At 43.2% G+C, this 17,536-nt stretch carries 15 protein-coding genes; 12 read left to right on the top strand and 3 right to left on the bottom strand.

From position 1 onward, the window contains the following. Nucleotides 1-136 precede the first annotated feature (136 nt). Nucleotides 137-721, bottom strand: coding sequence for a 16S rRNA (guanine(966)-N(2))-methyltransferase RsmD (rsmD, locus tag JJQ94_RS21210; protein WP_099030365.1), 585 nt, complete (start codon nt 719-721; stop codon nt 137-139). 262 nt (nt 722-983) lie between these two features. On the opposite strand from rsmD, the gene ftsY reads away from it, so the two are divergent. The 7 genes from ftsY (at nt 984) to JJQ94_RS21175 (ending at nt 8,696) form a co-directional block, all read left to right on the top strand. Beyond that, nucleotides 984-3,023, top strand: a complete 2,040-nt coding sequence (gene ftsY / locus JJQ94_RS21205) for a signal recognition particle-docking protein FtsY (protein ID WP_201435437.1) — start codon at nt 984-986, stop codon at nt 3,021-3,023. 113 nt (nt 3,024-3,136) lie between these two features. Next, a complete protein-coding gene (gene ftsE, locus JJQ94_RS21200) occupies nt 3,137-3,814 on the top strand; it encodes a cell division ATP-binding protein FtsE (protein WP_099030363.1) in 678 nt (225 codons plus the stop codon). Continuing rightward, nucleotides 3,811-4,797 (top strand): permease-like cell division protein FtsX, encoded by a 987-nt coding sequence (gene ftsX, locus JJQ94_RS21195; protein ID WP_099030362.1) that lies wholly within the window; start codon nt 3,811-3,813, stop codon nt 4,795-4,797. The genes ftsE and ftsX overlap by 4 nt, the downstream gene beginning before the upstream one ends. A gap of 298 nt (nt 4,798-5,095) precedes the next feature. Next, nucleotides 5,096-5,953, top strand: coding sequence for an RNA polymerase sigma factor RpoH (gene rpoH / locus JJQ94_RS21190; protein ID WP_010374102.1), 858 nt, complete (start codon nt 5,096-5,098; stop codon nt 5,951-5,953). A 194-nt stretch (nt 5,954-6,147) separates the two neighbouring features. Further along, the gene (locus tag JJQ94_RS21185) at nt 6,148-6,861 is read left to right on the top strand and encodes a 1-acylglycerol-3-phosphate O-acyltransferase (RefSeq protein ID WP_172439935.1); all 714 of its coding nucleotides are present in this window, start codon (nt 6,148-6,150) and stop codon (nt 6,859-6,861) included. Beyond that, a complete protein-coding gene (rraB, locus tag JJQ94_RS21180) occupies nt 6,861-7,196 on the top strand; it encodes a ribonuclease E inhibitor RraB (protein ID WP_010374098.1) in 336 nt (111 codons plus the stop codon). The genes JJQ94_RS21185 and rraB overlap by 1 nt, the downstream gene beginning before the upstream one ends. A 225-nt stretch (nt 7,197-7,421) precedes the next feature. Next, on the top strand, nt 7,422-8,696 hold the full coding sequence (locus JJQ94_RS21175) for an HD-GYP domain-containing protein (RefSeq protein WP_099030361.1): 1,275 nt from the start codon (nt 7,422-7,424) through the stop codon (nt 8,694-8,696). Here the strand turns inward: JJQ94_RS21175 and JJQ94_RS21170 are convergent. Then, nucleotides 8,693-9,010, bottom strand: coding sequence for a hypothetical protein (locus JJQ94_RS21170; protein WP_099030360.1), 318 nt, complete (start codon nt 9,008-9,010; stop codon nt 8,693-8,695). The genes JJQ94_RS21175 and JJQ94_RS21170 overlap by 4 nt on opposite strands. Before the next feature lie 374 nt (nt 9,011-9,384). Between JJQ94_RS21170 and JJQ94_RS21165 the strand changes: the two genes are divergently transcribed. Then, the gene (locus JJQ94_RS21165; RefSeq protein WP_099030359.1) at nt 9,385-10,641 is read left to right on the top strand and encodes an outer membrane protein transport protein; all 1,257 of its coding nucleotides are present in this window, start codon (nt 9,385-9,387) and stop codon (nt 10,639-10,641) included. A 46-nt stretch (nt 10,642-10,687) separates the two neighbouring features. Here JJQ94_RS21165 and mutS read toward each other — a convergent pair whose 3' ends face one another. Next, nucleotides 10,688-13,279, bottom strand: a complete 2,592-nt coding sequence (mutS, locus tag JJQ94_RS21160; protein WP_099030358.1) for a DNA mismatch repair protein MutS — start codon at nt 13,277-13,279, stop codon at nt 10,688-10,690. Between the two features lie 24 nt (nt 13,280-13,303). Here mutS and JJQ94_RS21155 point away from each other — a divergent pair, with 24 nt between their 5' ends. From JJQ94_RS21155 to JJQ94_RS21140, 4 genes are all read left to right on the top strand, one after another. Then, on the top strand, nt 13,304-13,795 hold the full coding sequence (locus tag JJQ94_RS21155) for a CinA family protein (RefSeq protein WP_099030357.1): 492 nt from the start codon (nt 13,304-13,306) through the stop codon (nt 13,793-13,795). Nucleotides 13,796-13,861: 66 nt separating this feature from the next. Continuing rightward, the gene (recA, locus tag JJQ94_RS21150) at nt 13,862-14,917 is read left to right on the top strand and encodes a recombinase RecA (RefSeq protein WP_017218478.1); all 1,056 of its coding nucleotides are present in this window, start codon (nt 13,862-13,864) and stop codon (nt 14,915-14,917) included. A gap of 339 nt (nt 14,918-15,256) precedes the next feature. Beyond that, nucleotides 15,257-16,573: an adenylosuccinate synthase gene (locus JJQ94_RS21145; protein WP_099030356.1), complete on the top strand. Its 1,317-nt coding sequence runs from the start codon at nt 15,257-15,259 to the stop codon at nt 16,571-16,573. A gap of 242 nt (nt 16,574-16,815) precedes the next feature. After that, entirely contained in the window at nt 16,816-17,454 is a 639-nt protein-coding gene (locus JJQ94_RS21140; protein ID WP_010378945.1) for a tetratricopeptide repeat protein, read from the top strand. The last annotated feature ends 82 nt before the right edge of the window (nt 17,455-17,536 follow it).

The following is a 17,536-nucleotide window of genomic DNA, read 5'->3' as shown; positions in this document are numbered from 1 at the left end:
TAGCCAATTGGTTCAAAAATGGTGCGGTATTGTAATCTGAAGCAAGACCGCATGTAAAGCCTAAATTATAGCTAAAAACACCAGCCCTGTCATGTCATACGCTAACGGCTGTTTTTTCATTCTTTATGAGGGAATTTCAGCGCTGATAAAGGCGGCTGATCACTTGTCCTGCATGCTTTTCTTTAATCACTTGCCAATTTTCTGGTGTTTCAGGTTGTGCCTCTTGTTCAAATTCAACGTAGATAAGTGCGTCTTCGCTGAGCCAAGATTGTGACTCAAGTAAGTCACAACAAGGAGTCACAAGCCCTTTGCGAAAGGGTGGGTCAATAAAAACCAAGTCATATTGCTGTTGCTTAAGGTTATTTGCCAGCATGGTTAACGCGTCGGTATTAATGATTTCAACGTTATCTAGTTTGAGTAAAGTTGCATTATTGCTAAGCTGTGTCGCCGCGGTTTTATCCAGTTCGATAAAAGTTCCACTTGCTGCAAAGCGTGAAATAGCCTCAAATCCTAGACTGCCAGCACCGGCAAAGCAATCGAGTACTTTTGCGTCTCTTACGTCCTGCATGAGCCAATTAAAAACGGTTTCTTTCATTCTATCTGTTGTTGGTCTTAATCCCACAACATCATGAACTGGTAACTTGCGACCCTTATACTTACCACTGATCAGGCGGATGAAACCAGACTGTTTGGTATTTGACTTAGGCTTAGATTTTCTCATAGCGACGTAATTTGCTTCTTTATTAAAGGTTCTTGGTGTCAGGATTTTTCATCCTTACGGAACATGGTACACTTGCACGCAATTTTGTCTAAGCACTAAGGTTGCCATCCTCGGCTTGCCTTTCGAGCCCAAAATTAAGTGTGATATCAATCCAAGTAAAAGCAATAAGCTGATGCGGATTGGCGTTTTCGAGTATGGTAGCAAGATCATCAACATTTTGCTTTGGGTTTATGCAATTTATCTAACACGGTCATAAGTGAATATGGGAAAGAAAAACAAATTTTTATCTTGGTTGGGCTTTGGTAAATCCGATAAAGAGCAACAAGAAGCTGAGCGCCAAGAACAGTTAACAAAAGAACAAGCTGAGCGTGAGGAAGCAGAACGCCAAGCAAAATTAGCTCAAGAACAAGCTGAGCGTGAAGAGGCTGAGCGTCAGGCACAACTAGCGAAAGAACAAGCCGAGCGTGAAGAAGCAGAGCGTCAGGTACAACTTGCGAAAGAACAAGCTGAGCGTGAAGAAGCAGAACGTAAGGCACAACTTGCTCAAGAGCAAGCTGAGCGTGAAGAAGCAGAACGTCAGGCACAACAAGCGAAAGAACAAGCCGAGCGTGAAGAAGCAGAACGTCAGGCACAATTAGCTAAAGAGCAAGCCGAGCGTGAAGAAGCAGAACGTCAGGCACAATTAGCTAAAGAGCAAGCTGAGCGTGAAGAAGCAGAACGTCAAGCACAATTAGCGAAAGAGCAAGTTGAACGTGAAGAAGCAGCACGCCAAGCGCAATTGGCTCAAGAACAAGCTGAACATGAGGAAGCAGAACGTCAGGCACAATTAGCTAAAGAACAAGCTGAGCGTGAGGAAGCAGAACGTCAGGCACAACTAGCGAAAGAGCAAGTTGAACGTGAAGAAGCAGAGCGTCAAGCACAATTAGCTAAAGAACAAGCCGAGCGTGAAGAAGCAGAACGTCAAGAACAGTTAGCAAAGGAACAAGCCGATCGTGAAGAAGCGGAACGCCAAGCAAAATTAGCTCAAGAACAAGCTGAGCGTGAAGAAGCAGAACGTCAGGCACAATTAGCTAAAGAACAAGCTGAGCGTGAAGAAGCGGAACGTCAAGCACAACTAGCGAAAGAGCAAGCTGAGCGTGAAGAAGCAGAACGTCAGGCACAATTAGTGAAAGAACAAGCTGAGCGTGAAGAAGCAGAACGTCAAGCACAATTAGCTAAAGAACAAGCTGAGCGTGAAGAGGCAGAGCGTCAGGCACAATTAGCGAAAGAGCAAGTTGAACGTGAAGAAGCAGAGCGTCAAGCACAATTAGCTAAAGAACAAGCCGAGCGTGAAGAAGCAGAACGTCAGGCACAATTAGCTCAAGAACAAGAAAAGCCGAAAAAAGAAGGTTTCTTCTCCCGCCTTAAAAAAGGCTTGTTGAAAACCAAGGCCAATATCGGCTCAGGCTTTGCTTCGGTATTCAAAGGCAAGAAAATCGATGATGAGTTGTTCGAAGATCTAGAAACGCAATTGCTAACGGCTGATATTGGTGTTGAAACCACGATGAAGCTGATAGATAACCTGACTGATGCTGCTGATAGAAAGCAGTTAAAAGACGGTGAAGCTTTATATGATCTAATGAAAAAAGAAATGTCAGAGATCTTAAATACGGCAGAGCAACCGCTTGAGATCCCTGCCGATAAGAAACCTTTTGTTATCTTAATGGTTGGCGTAAATGGCGTTGGTAAAACGACAACAATTGGTAAGCTTGCCAAACAGTTTCAAAGCGAAGGTAAATCTGTCATGTTGGCGGCTGGCGATACTTTCCGCGCGGCTGCGGTAGAGCAGTTACAGGTATGGGGTGAAAGAAACAGTATCCCTGTTGTTGCCCAGCACACCGGAGCTGATTCTGCGTCGGTGGTATTTGATGCCTTCCAAGCGGCTAAAGCGAGAAATATCGATGTATTAATAGCGGATACAGCGGGTCGATTACAAAATAAAGATAACCTAATGCAAGAGCTTGAGAAGATTGCTCGAGTAATGAAAAAGTTAGACCCTGACGCGCCACATGAAGTGATGTTGACGATTGATGCCGGAACTGGTCAGAATGCGATTAGTCAGGTAAAACTGTTTAATCAAGCGGTTGGCTTAACTGGTATCACGTTAACTAAGCTTGATGGTACAGCCAAAGGTGGGGTTATCTTTGCTGTGGCGGATCAGTTTAAGGTGCCAATTCGATATATAGGTGTAGGTGAAGGTATTGATGACTTACGCACCTTTAAGAGTGATGATTTTATCGAGGCTTTGTTCAGTCAAGAATAAATAGAGACATCAGTTGCAATAAAGCGGGCAAATTTGCCCGCTTTATTCGATTGCCGAATTGCTACAATGCCACGGACTGAGCGTCATGGTTAAAATAAGTATAAGAGGCCAACATGATTAAATTTGAGCAAGTGAGCAAAACTTATCCTGGTGGGCACAAAGCGCTGGAAAAAGTTAGCTTTGAACTTGCAAATGGAGAACTCGCATTTTTAACCGGCCACAGTGGCGCTGGTAAAAGTACATTATTAAAGTTGGTTAGCGTGATGGAAAGGCCATCAGCAGGCCGTGTCTACATTAATGGTGTTGATCTCAATACGGTATCTAACCGGCAAGTTCCTTTCGTTCGCCGAGATATTGGGATTATTTTTCAAAACCACCGCCTACTCGAACGTTACAGCATATTTGATAACGTCGCACTACCTTTAGTTATTGAAGGTACTCACCATAAACAGATCACCAAAAGAGTACATGCCGCTTTGGACAAAGTGGGTTTGCTTGATAAAGCAAAGTGCCATCCGAGTGTGTTATCTGGAGGTGAACAGCAACGTGTTGGCATAGCAAGAGCGATTGTTAACTCGCCGCCTTTGCTGCTTGCAGACGAACCGACGGGAAACTTAGACCCAGAACTATCGATGGAAATTCTGAACCTATTTGAAGAATTTAATCGCCGTGGTACATCCGTTCTTATCGCTACTCATGATTTGGGGTTAATAGCACGTATGAAATACCGTAGCTTCACGCTTAATCAAGGACGCATGCTACAAGATCCGCTGGCGGAGGACACGCTATGAGTTTGCTGTTTAAAGGACGAGGAAATCAGGCTGAACAGAGTAAAAAATCGATATTTCATCATTTTTACTTTTTTTGTTTGATGATTATTCGTCAAGGTGTACAGAGCCTTGGGGAAATGTGGCGTACGCCAATGGCCTCTTTAATGACTATTCTAGTTTTGGGACTCAGCCTAACATTGCCCGCGACGCTTTATGTGGTAGTGAAAAATGTACAGCAGGTAAGTAGCGGGTTTAAAGAGGCATCTGAAATATCATTGTTCGTTAAAGATGAAATGACAGAAGCACAGACACAAACCTTGGTGAAGCGGCTTGCACTCTATCCAGAAATAGAAAAAGTAGTACTGATAAGTAAAAACCAAGCTCTGGACGAATTTAAGTCTATGTCTGGCTTTGGTCAGGCGCTTAACTATTTAGAAGAAAACCCGCTGCCTAATGTTGTGCTAGTAACGCCTGTTAGTCGTTTTAGAAAACCACAAGCCGCAACAGAGCTTCTCACTAAACTTGAAAAAGAGCGCGAGGTCGAGTTTGGTAAGCTGGATATTGAATGGCTAGAGCGCCTAAATGCACTACTGGGGTTACTAAAAGAAAGTGTGATCACCGTGGGATTTCTGTTGCTTAGCGCCGTTATCTTGATTATTGGAAATACCATACGCTTATCCATCATGGACAAGAAAGAAGAAATTCAAGTGCTAAAACTGGTGGGAGCGACCAATACCTTTATTCAGGCTCCGTTTCTTTGGACTGGTGTATGGTATGGCATAGTCGGCGGTTTGGTTGCCTTTATCTGTGTTGGCCTTATGTTGTGGTGGCTGGAGTCAGCTGTATCTACGGTTGTTGGGGTATATCAAAGCAACTTTGTGCTTCAGGGAATGGCAGGGAATGAACTTTTAGTGCTACTTGGCACTGCGGTTACTTTAGGGTTTGTTGGCTCTTTTCTTTCTGTACACCGTTATATCAAAGAGATTGAACCTGAAAAGGTGTGATTTAACGCTACAAACACCAATCGACTGCTAAAGTTTAGCAGTCGATTGCCAATTACTATCAGATTTTAGCACTCAAACAATCAGAACTAATTAAATTTAGCACTGTCATAAAAAAATAATATCGTAAAAAGAAGCCTAGTTAATTCAATATTTTTAATATTATTCAATGGTTTATATTTTGTTATTGAAGTTCTTCTAAAAAGGTTGATTTTAAAAATCAGATAAAGTAGATTGCATTTAGCACTCTAGATGTTAGAGTGCTAAATATACACGAAACGGTTTATCACTGAGGTGAAACATGACTAAAGATTTATACGCATTAGCACTAACTGGGCAGCAAAGCGCAAGTGTTGAAGGTTACCTTCAATCTGTAAGCACAATACCTATGCTTGGCGCTGAGGAAGAGAAAAAACTTGCGACACGTCTTCAGGAAGAAGGGGATCTTAACGCGGCTAAGCAACTCATTATGTCTCATTTGAGATTTGTTGCTCACATCGCAAAAAGTTATTCGGGCTATGGCCTACCTCAGGCTGACTTAATCCAAGAAGGTAATATTGGGTTGATGAAAGCAGTAAAGCGTTTTGACCCAAGTGTGGGTGTGCGTCTTGTTTCTTTTGCGGTACATTGGATTAAAGCAGAAATCCATGAATATGTATTAAAGAACTGGCGTATAGTTAAAGTTGCGACGACAAAAGCGCAGCGTAAATTATTCTTCAATCTGCGCAAAAATAAAAAGCGTTTAGGTTGGTTTAACCAAGACGAAGTGACAACGGTTGCAAACGAGCTTGGTGTAAGTGAGAAAGAAGTACGCGAGATGGAGTCTCGTATGGCAGGCCAAGATATGGGCTTTGACCTATCTGCTGATGATGACGAAAGCCAAGCGGGTAACTTCTCTCCAGTACAGTATTTAACAGACACAAGTAGTGACCTTGCCGAAGAAGTTGAGCAAGAGCAGTGGCAAGAGCAGTCACATAATCGCCTATTTGCAGCACTGAAAACGCTTGATGAGCGTTCTCAAGATATCGTGAGTGCACGTTGGCTTGCTGACGAAAAGGCAACGCTACAAGATCTAGCTGAGAAATATAGCGTGTCGGCAGAGCGTGTACGCCAGCTAGAAAAGTCAGCAATGAAAAAGCTGCAAAACGCAATGAGCTAAATTTTGCAAAAATGATAAATCGTGTGTCAAATGCCGCTACTCAGCGGCATTTTTATTTTCTATAAACAGATCAGTATCTTAACTATCATACCTTGAGACTCCTCTGGCAATCTCAAAACTATCATCATTTTGAGCTTACAAGTGTTCGCTTATTTTACTATAATGCGCGAGATTTTAATTCTGGAGTGGTTAAATTGATTGCCATTATACGAATTCTCTTATTAGCAGTGTTTATCATTGTTAGTGGTATTTGCGGATTGTTATTGTGCATTGTGCGTCCTTTTCATGCCAACAATGTGCACACGATAGCCAAATGGTATGGCTATATGTCAAAGTTGATAGGCGTTGAGTTGGTTATTACGCAGCATGCAAATGCCAAGCATGTTGTCCCCGCGATGTATGTTGCAAATCATCAAAATAATTATGATCTCTTTACGCTGCCGGCCGTGGTGCCAAAAAACACCGTCAGCATGGGAAAAAAAAGCTTAAAGTGGATCCCGTTCTTTGGGCAAATGTATTGGCTATCTGGCAACATTTTGATTGATAGAGCTAATCGTTCTAAAGCCTTGGGGACACTGACCAAATCAGCAAAAAAAATCACTGAGTCAAAACTATCGGTTTGGATGTTCCCTGAAGGAACCAGAAGCTATGGTCGCGGTTTGTTGCCATTTAAAACCGGGGCATTTCACACTGCAATGAGCGCCAATGTGCCTATCATCCCAGTATGTATGAGTTCAACGCATGAGCAGATAAAGCTCAATCGTTGGAATAATGGTAAGGTCTATATCGACATGCTAGAACCAGAATATTTAGACCCAGAAGTGCCAGCAAGGGATCACGCTGCTCAGATCCATGCTAAAATGGCTCAAAGAATAGCTGAACTAGATGCAAAAGCGAGATTAAAATAATGGAAAACTGGCGTGAGATAAGTGAAGACATCGTTTCTTCATTGCTAGAAGACGGTTCAAACCCTGAAACGCTTTATGAAGTAGAACATCACTTTGTAAGCGAGGATTTTGACAAGCTGGAAGCAGCAGCATTAGCGGCATTTAAATTGGGCTATGATGTTGAAGAACCTGCAGAGCTAGAGCTCGAAGACGGCGGTAAAATTTGGGGCTTTGATGTTGTAGTAGAAGCCGAACTGGATACCGACGTTATCATGGAAGACGTAGACAAGTTAGAAAAGGTTGCACTAGACGCTGGCGTTGAATACGACGGCTGGGGAACTTATTTCCAAGAATAGCAACTGTATAAAACCCAGCATGTATATGGTGTTGGGTTTCCCCTTCTGCAACACTTCATAAATACCTCAAATTAAATCACTTAATTAAGTAAACTGGTATAACAAGCGTTTCTGAGTGGTTGTAATTTCACCATACCTTTGTGTGAATTTAATCTGAATAGATGGTGTTTCACCTCATTCAATGGTATTAATATTCATTGGCTAACTACGTAGTGTAAGCGATTCATGCAGATTGTCCTCCCCATTGAAGATCTTAGACCAGGAATGTTTGTGGATAATGTTCACAAGCATAAGTCTGACACGGGCATTAAGATCAAATCTCGGGGAATGGTCAGAGATGAAGCCATCATTCAAAAACTGATTGATAAAGGGGTACTGGAGCTCACTATAGACTTTACGCAGAGCGATATTCCTGTACCACAGAAATACCAGCAGCCAGCAGAACCGGTCACTGAAGCACCACAAGCCCCTGAAAAACCTGCCGCCAAAAATAGCATGGATGGCAGTCTTTCCACCGCTCGCAGCAAGCCAAAATCCAAAGCCAAAACGGTGAGTAAAGAACAAACTTTGCAGCAAGAGTTTGCGGTTGCGATGCAAAAGTTTGAAAAAAATAACCGTCAGATCCAAAGCCTCTATGGAGATGTAACATCGGGTTTGAAGGTTGATATGAGCCTCATCAATGAGGTAAGTAAAGACATCGTAGATTCGGTACTGCGTAATTCAAATGCGATGGCGATTTTAACTCGGATCAAAGACAAAGATGCCTACAATTGGCGTCATATGACCAATTGCGCAATTCTGATCACCGTATTTGCGAAGCACCTCGGTTTGCAACATCACATTATTGAACAGTTAGCCATGGGGGCGATGTTGCATGACATTGGTCACGCTAAGCTACCGCAGGGGCTGATCAATAAGCCGGGTAATTTTACCGATCTTGAGTATCGTGCGGTAAAAAAACATGTGGCACAGTCGTTAGGGTTGAGTAAAGGAGAGTCTGGGATCACGCCAATCATGCTGGACATGATCATCAACCATCATGAACGCTTAGATGGTACAGGCTATCCCAGAGGGATTAAAGACGACGCACTCAGCACTGCGGCAAGAATGATGGCGATTGTGGATGTATACGACGCCATAACCTCAGATCAGCACCACAAAGAGGCTGATGAGCCTATTAATGCATTACGCTTTTTGCTGTCGAGTAAAAAGCAATTTGATCCTATTTTAGTGCAGCGTTTTATTAAGTGTATGGGGGTTCACCCCGTAGGAACTATTGTTAAACTGACCAACGAGCGATTAGGATTGGTACTAGAAGGCAATAAACATGCACCCACCGCGCCTCTTGTACGAGTGTTTTACAATACCAAACATCTCCACCATGTTACGGCAAAAGATTTGGATTTAAGCGAGTCAGACATCAAAGTGATCGCAAGTGTTAGGCCGCTTGATTATCAAATTAACCTCTCACGATTGCTAAGAGATCAATTATTGATTTAAGGTTTGGATTGCGCGACTGGGAAGAAAGCGTTTTTACAGCGTCTTTTGAGGTTTTGCCATCTAGCAGAGAGCATCGCGCCAGTCATACAGCTTGCCATCATTAATACCCACAGTAATGTTCCTTTTTCCGAATGTAACGCTGCACAGCTTAGCAGCAATGATAGTAGCGCTGCGACAATAGCCCCTAGCCAGTATTGACTGACCGGGTTATCGCATTCTCCCGCGTGGCGACAGGCACAGTAGTTTGCTTTACACAGGCAATATACGCTGAGACCGCAAAATACCAAAGCGCAAACGATTAATGCTATCGACATGTTGTTCTCCTTGGCACGATTAGCACACAGAATGACTCCTACTCAGATTGAAGAGTGTATATAAGGTATGAAGGTACGTCAATGATATTGGTAATTATTATCATTTGATAATCAATCTCATCCGATGAGTTTATAAAGTGCGTAATTTGTTCGTTATATGTTCACTTAATCAACGAAAAGTCGCAAAAAAGGAGATTTCTACTCCACTTTTAGGTAGGGTGTCATGAATTTATTATTCTGCCAATTTGGTGGGTGTGTGGCATAGCTGGATATTGGCTAGGTGAGCAAGGTCAAAGTGAGGCTACGCAGTTTTACTCGAATTGGTTTTTTTAACCATTACTCAGAGAAATGGTTAGTTCACAGGGGATTAGAGTATGAACAAAGTATTATTAGGTCTTATCGCATCAGGTGCGATTTTATCGTCATCACAAGCACTAGCTGCCGCCTTCCAACTTGCGGAACAAAACGTATCTGGCCTTGGTCGTGCTTATGCGGGTGAAGCATCTGCAGCCGACGATGCGTCAGTGGTAGCGCGTAACCCTGCATTGATGGGTAAGCTATCGGGCACGCAATTATCAGTAGCAGCTATGTATGTTCAACCGGACGTAAGCCTGACGGGAACAGGTACTAGCAATGGTATCCCTGCGTCAGCGTTAAATGACAATAGTATTGCACCAAGTGCTATTATTCCTGCTATTTATGCAACACACAAATATAATGACCAATGGTCGATTGGTGCAGGTATTTATTCACAGTTTGGCTTATCTACTGAATTCGATAAGGATTACGTTGCTGGCCAAATCGCGGGTGAAACTGAAATTAAGACTGTTAATTTAGGTATTTCTGCTGCTTACCAAATTGATGAGCAATGGAGCGTAGCGTTTGGTATTAATGAAGTTTATGCCGATGCTAAAATCGTCCGTAACCTTGGTGCGACAACGACAGGTTTGCCAGCAAGTACTCAAGCAGTACATTTAGAAGGTGACGATTATGGCTTTGGTTGGAACCTAGGCGTTGCTTATCAAATTGATGAAAACAACCTAATCGGCTTTCATTACCGCAGTGAAACAGATATCACATTTGATGGTCACTTTAGTAACGACTTACCAGCAGCGATGGGCGGCTTGAATGGCGCGTCACTACCAGGTTCAGTAGATGTAACGTTACCTGCGATCGCTGAGATCTCAGGTTCTCATAAACTAAACCAAGAAACCTCACTACACTACAGCGTACTTTGGACCGGCTGGAATAGTTTTGATGAACTTGAAGCTGTAGTTGGTAGCGCAGGTTCAGTATTCACTAAAGAAGAGAATTTCTCTAATTCATTACGTTTTGCAGTTGGTGCTGACTATCAGCTTAGTAATGCGGTGAAACTACGTGCAGGTATGGCGTATGATGAGTCACCAGCGGATGAAAACCATCTGTCTATCTCAATTCCTGATACAGACCGTACTTGGTACTCATTTGGTGCGGAGTATACACTTGCTAACCAAGCAACTGTAGATTTCGGGATCAGTGTTTTAAGAGGTAAAACACAAACTTTCACTGAAGCTGACAGATTCAGTGAGTGGGGCTATCGCTCTAAAGGTCATGCGATGATCTTTGGTCTTCAGTATAACCACAAGTTCTAATTGTAAGAGAACATTAAAAAAGCGGCTTTTAGCCGCTTTTTACTTTCTATAGCATAGATTTAAGTTGATATAGCAAAGCATGAGCTTGCTTCGGTGTCATATCATCGGGATCCATATCTGCAAGTAGCGCTTCAACCTCAGAAGGCTCATTGGCAAGCATTAAGCTCTGCTGTACAGGCGCGGCAACATGAACAGGCTTATCGCCAACGACACTCTGATGTTGCTCTAACAAAGCGAGTTTCTGTTTCGCCAACTTAATCACCGCTTTTGGCACACCGGCAAGACTTGCTACCTGTAAACCAAAACTCTTACTTGCAGCCCCTTCCATCACGGTGTGTTTGAAGGCAATGGTATCGTTATGTTCAACGGCATCCAAATGCACATTAACAAGGCCTGCTTGTTGCTCAGCCAATTCGGTTAACTCAAAATAATGAGTAGCAAACAGTGTTTTTGCTGCAATTTTGCTGGCGAGATAATCCGCTGTCGCATAAGCGAGTGATAAACCGTCATAGGTGCTTGTCCCGCGACCAATTTCGTCCATTAGCACCAATGATTGGGCGGTTGCATTGTTTAAAATGGTTGCAGTTTCGGTCATTTCAACCATAAAGGTTGAGCGCCCAGAGGCAAGGTCATCACTTGCACCAATGCGAGTAAAAATACGATCGACAATTCCGATGGTGGCTGCGCTTGCCGGTACATAGCTGCCAATATGCGCCATCAACACAATTAACGCGGTTTGACGCATATAGGTCGATTTACCACCCATATTTGGCCCAGTGATAATGAGCATTTTACGTTCATCGTTGAGTTTTACTGGGTTGGCAATGAATGGCTCTTTACTTACTTGTTCTACGACTGGATGGCGACCATCCACTAAATCAATTTCAGTGCCTTCGGTAAGCGTGGGCTTGCAATAGTCTAGTGTCTGAGCACGTTCTGCTAAGGTGTTTAGTACGTCCAAATCCGCAAGTGCTGCTGCCATTACTTGCAATTGTTCAATATAAGGTGCAATGAGTTCAAAGAGCTCTTCATATAGTCGCTTTTCAAGTGCTAGTGCTTTCGATTGGCTTCCAAGCACTTTGTCTTCATGCTCTTTTAGCTCAGGAATAATATAGCGTTCGTTATTTTTCAGTGTTTGTCTGCGAATGTATTCCGCAGGCACTAAGTGCGAATTGGCGCGGCTGATCTCAATATAAAATCCATGAACGCGGTTATACCCAATTTTTAATGTCGAGATCCCTGTGCGTTCGCGCTCTCTTTCTTCAAGTTTTTCTAATATATCCGTGGCACCTGCGCTTAATGCGCGTAGCTCGTCAAGCTCTGCATTGTAGCCCTGTGCTATCACCCCTCCATCACGAATGAGAACAGGGGGATTGTCGATAACCGCTCGTTCTAACAAATCTTGTAACTTAGGTAATGCCGGTGAGTGGCTAATGATAGACTGAAGTCTCGCATCCGTCGCATCTTGTAATATCTCATGCAGTGGCGGTAACGCTTGTAATGCACTTCTTAAGCGTGTTAGATCACGCGGACGAGCGGTAAACAACGCTAACCGGGCTACGACTCGTTCAATATCGCCAATGTGTTTTAGTGCGTCGTAAACTTCCATGCATAGTTGTTGTTCGATAAGGCTCGCAATCGCATTGAGTCGAGCATTGAGCTCTTTGCGTTCGCGCACGGGCGTATGAATGCGGCGTTTTAGTAAGCGCGAACCCATGGCCGTTGAAGACTTATCTAAAATCTGCGCTAAGGTGTTTTCAACACCGCCAGAGAGGTTCAGTGTCAGCTCTAAGTTTTTGCGCGTCGCGGCATCTAAGATCACCGCGTGCTCATTCTTTTCGAGCGTGATCGCACGAATATGAGGTAATGCGGTGCGTTGCGTGTCTTTCACGTATTGCATGACACAACCTGCAGCGATTAAACCCATATTGGCATTGTCGACACCAAAACCGACTAAGTCGCGGGTTTCAAACTGCTGACAAAGTAAATGCTTTGCAGTGTCTAAATCAAACTCCCAATCCGGGCGGCGACGACTGCCTTTAATGCTTTCTAGCACTAAAAGGTTCTGAAATGATTCTGGATATAACAATTCTGCGGGCTGCAAGCGCTGTAACGTGGAATTAAGTGCTTCGTCAGTCTGTAGCTCTACGATATTAAATCGGCCCGAGTTAATATCAAGATAGGCAACGCCATAACCTAAGTTTTTTGGATGTTGGTAGACCGCCGCAAGTAAATTATCTTGGCGTTCTTGCAATAGTGCTTCGTCGGTGACGGTACCTGGAGTAACAATACGCACAACTTTACGTTCTACAGGACCTTTACTGGTCGCAGGGTCACCAACTTGCTCACAAATAGCAACAGATTCACCCAGTTGTACCAATCGAGCTAGGTAGTTTTCAACTGCATGATAGGGAACACCTGCCATTGGAATTGGATTGCCACCGGCTTTACCGCGATAGGTTTGAGAAATATCAAGAAGCTGCGCCGCTCTGATGGCATCGTCAAAGAAAAGTTCATAAAAGTCGCCCATGCGATAGAACAGCAAGATTTCTTGATGCTGAGCTTTAATTCGCAGGTATTGCTGCATCATTGGGGTTTGTTGGTTTATAGTGTGTTCTGAATAAAGATCTGACGACATTGTTGATACCTAAAAGGTTTTCCTATGGAGCACTACAAAGAGATAGCCGAATATGCGGCACAATTGGGCGCTATTCTAACGAATAACGGCGTAACAATCACTACCGCAGAGTCATGTACGGGTGGTGGGGTGAGTTATGCGTTAACAGATACGCCGGGGAGCTCTGCATATATAGAACGTTGTTTTGTGACATACAGTAATCAAGCTAAGCATGAATTATTGGGAGTATCGCAACAAACCCTAACGCAATTTGGTGCAGTGAGCGAGCAAACGGTTTTGGAAATGGTCAAAGGCGCTCAGCAGGCAGCCCATGCTGAAGTTGCTATTGCTGTGTCTGGTATCGCAGGACCAACAGGGGGCAGTGTTGATAAGCCCGTAGGTACTGTATGGTTTGCTATTGCAAATAGTGAAAAAGTTCAGGCATTTCACCAAGTATTTACTGGAAGTAGGGCCGAAGTAAGAGTTCAAGCTATTGAATTCGCATTAAAAAATACTATAGCGATGGTAAAATCATAAAATTCTACTTGATACTGTAATTTCATACAGTATACTAGGTGTCATTACGCTGAATTGGAGAAGCAAATGAACGATAACAAGCAAAAGGCATTAGACGCAGCACTATCACAAATTGAGCGTCAGTTTGGTAAAGGCTCAATCATGAAACTGGGTGAGAACAAGGCGCTAGATATTGAAGCCATCTCAACTGGTTCACTAGGTCTGGATATTGCACTTGGTATCGGCGGCTTACCAACTGGTCGTATTGTTGAAATCTATGGTCCAGAATCATCAGGTAAAACAACGCTAACATTACAAGCGATTGCAGAGGCGCAGAAGCTTGGTAAAACATGTGCGTTCGTTGATGCTGAACACGCACTCGATCCAATCTATGCTGAAAAGCTAGGCGTTAATGTTGATGAGCTATTAGTATCACAGCCTGACACCGGTGAACAAGCGCTTGAAATTTGTGACATGTTAGTTCGTTCTGGCGCGGTTGATTTGGTTGTTATTGACTCGGTAGCAGCACTTACCCCTAAAGCTGAAATCGAAGGCGATATGGGTGACTCACACGTTGGCTTGCAGGCTCGACTCATGTCACAAGCATTGCGTAAGCTTACAGCTAATATCAAACGTTCGAACACATTATGTATTTTCATCAACCAAATTCGTATGAAGATTGGCGTGATGTTTGGCAACCCTGAAACCACAACTGGTGGTAACGCACTTAAATTCTATGCATCCGTACGTCTTGATATTCGTCGTATCGGTTCAGTGAAAGAAGGTGATGAGGTTGTTGGTAACGAAACTCGCGTTAAGGTTGTGAAAAACAAAGTAGCACCACCATTTAAGCAAGCTGAGTTCATCATCATGTACGGTGAAGGTACGTCGAAACAAGGTGAGTTGATAGACTTAGGTGTGAAACACAAACTGGTTGATAAAGCGGGTGCTTGGTTTAGCTACAACGGCAATAAGATTGGTCAGGGTAAAGCAAACTCAATTAAGTTTTTAAAAGAAAATGTTGAGATTGCCAACGAAATTGAAGGCAAGTTGAGAGAAATGCTCCTAGCGCAAGCGGTTATTATGCCTGAAGAGGGAGAAGATAAAGGCCTTGCTGAAGTTGAAGACGATTTAGAGCTATAGGCTAGCCACTCAAGCATAACTGCTCGCGAGCAAGCTTGAGCCATATTTTTAAAAGCCCAAAGGTTAACCTTTGGGCTTTTTACGTTTTATAAAAGTTTACTTTTGATAACAAAGAGATAGTTATCGATTAATCCGAACAATACAGCTATTTTGATATAAAAATAAAATACGTTGTTTGATTTTCAGCTATTAATCCACCTTTTCAACAAGTTATGTAACTTACCTTGATGCTTTACATCATCAATCTAATTGAAAGCAGAAAAATTAGGCAAATTGGGGTGATTTCGACTATGGTTTTCTGGTAAAATCTGCGCCTAATTTTTTCTAAGTGAATTTGCAATGGGTAAAAACGTCGTTGTATTAGGCACCCAATGGGGTGACGAAGGTAAAGGTAAAGTAGTTGACCTACTTACAGATAAGGCTTCTTTAGTTGTTCGCTATCAAGGTGGACACAATGCTGGCCATACACTAGTAATTAACGGTGAGAAAACGGTACTACACTTGATCCCATCAGGTGTACTACGCGAAGACGTTAAATGTGTAATTGGTAATGGTGTAGTACTTGCACCAGATGCACTAATGAAAGAAATCCACATGCTTGAAGCGCGTGGCGTTCCTGTACGTGAGCGTCTATTGATCAGCGAAGCATGTCCTTTGATCTTGCCTTACCACGTTGCACTAGACCAAGCGCGTGAACTAGCGCGTGGTGAAAAAGCCATTGGTACAACTGGCCGTGGTATCGGTCCTGCGTACGAAGATAAGGTTGCACGTCGTGGTTTACGTGTTGGCGATCTTTTCAACCCAGAGCAATTTGCAGCGAAGCTTAAAGAAGTATTAGAGTTCCACAACTTCGCCTTGGTTAACTACTACAAAGTAGACCCAGTAGACTTCCAGAAGACATACGATGATGCAATGGAAGTAGCAAAAGTACTTAAGTCAATGATTGTTGACGTTACTGAACTACTTGATCAAGCACGTATTGCTGGCGACCATATTCTATTTGAAGGTGCGCAAGGTACATTACTTGATATCGACCACGGTACTTACCCGTACGTAACCTCATCAAACACAACGGCTGGTGGTGTTGCAACTGGTGCAGGTTTTGGTCCTTTACACTTAGATTACGTTTTAGGTATTGTTAAAGCTTACACAACTCGTGTTGGTTCTGGTCCTTTCCCTACAGAACTTTACGATGGTCAAGACAAGCAAGACGCAGTTGGTAGACACTTAGGCGAGAAAGGTAACGAGTTTGGTGCAACGACAGGTCGTTTACGTCGTACCGGTTGGTTTGATGCAGTGGCAATGCGCCGTGCAGTTCAAATCAACAGCATCAGTGGTTTCTGCTTAACTAAACTGGACGTACTTGATGGTCTAGAAAAAGTGAAAATCTGTACTGGTTACCAGTTAGAAGACGGCACTGTGACTAATGTGACTCCTCTTGCTGCTGAAGGCTATGAGAAAGTGACTCCAGTCTACGAAGAAATGCCAGGTTGGAGCGAAAACACCTTTGGTGCAACTTCTGTTGAGCAGCTTCCAGAAGCCGCTATCAACTATATCAAGCGCCTAGAAGAAATCACTGGCGTGCCAATTGATATCATCTCAACAGGCCCAGATCGCGTTGAGACAATGATTGTTCGCAACCCTTTTGCTGAATAATCCTGCTGTCGATTGATAAAGAAAAAAGCTGCTACGGCAGCTTTTTTTGTGTCTATTACCCTACAAGTTTTTATCTTCCTGCCGATAAGTAAGCGAATGTTTGCTCATATGATAAAATTAGCCTTCGCTTTGGCGTGAATAATGCTTAATCAAATTTGAGTGTCGATGTTGCTGCAAAGCAAGTAATTTGCCTTTGCAGCCTGCTATAGTTAAACAATCAGCTTTACTTTGATGGGTCTTCGATGAATTACTTACTTCGTTATTTTGCAGCTTCAGCATTGAGTGTTTCCTTAAGTCTCAGTATACAGAGCAAAGTATCTGCCGAAGAGGCTATCGAAGCTGTGCCTTTGTATACGCAGCAAGAGCTACTAGCGCTCATTGAAAAAAATCAACACCTTGCTCGGGTTAAAGCGGATGAGTGTCAGCTGGTTAAAGATATTGAAGCGCGTGCTGAAATTATGGCGCTGCCTTCGTATCAATTTCTCTATGGTGACATGCTAGCTTATGCTGTGTGTGTAGATAGAGATGTTGAACTTGGCCTTTATTATATGAAAAGGGCAGCAGAGCAGGGCCTTGCCGCGGCGCTTGAACAATTAGGTCGTTACTATGATGTTGGCCAGTTAGTGCAAGAAGATAAAGCGATGGCGGTAACCTATCTGAGAGAGGCCGCAGCACTTGGCAACTTAAACGCTCAATTAAGACTCGTAGATGTATTTAATCAAGGTCATGGTAGTCCTAGAGATTATGAAGATGCCTATAGATGGCTGTTCCATTCCGCAGTTGCAGATAAAAAGCTACATAAGCGAATTCAGGTAGCACTAGGGCAATTGGCAAATAAAATGCCTGATAGCGTGGTAAAGCGCGCTAGATTGCCTATATAACCCGAGCTTAGGCTAACTCCGTTGAATCAATAGGTATTACTTCTGTGGGTTGTGAGTGGAAAGTAAAAGCGGCGTGAGTTAT

The organism is Pseudoalteromonas sp. GCY, assembly GCF_016695175.1.
Classification (GTDB): domain Bacteria; phylum Pseudomonadota; class Gammaproteobacteria; order Enterobacterales; family Alteromonadaceae; genus Pseudoalteromonas.
This window is presented reverse-complemented; position numbering and strand designations above follow the sequence as displayed.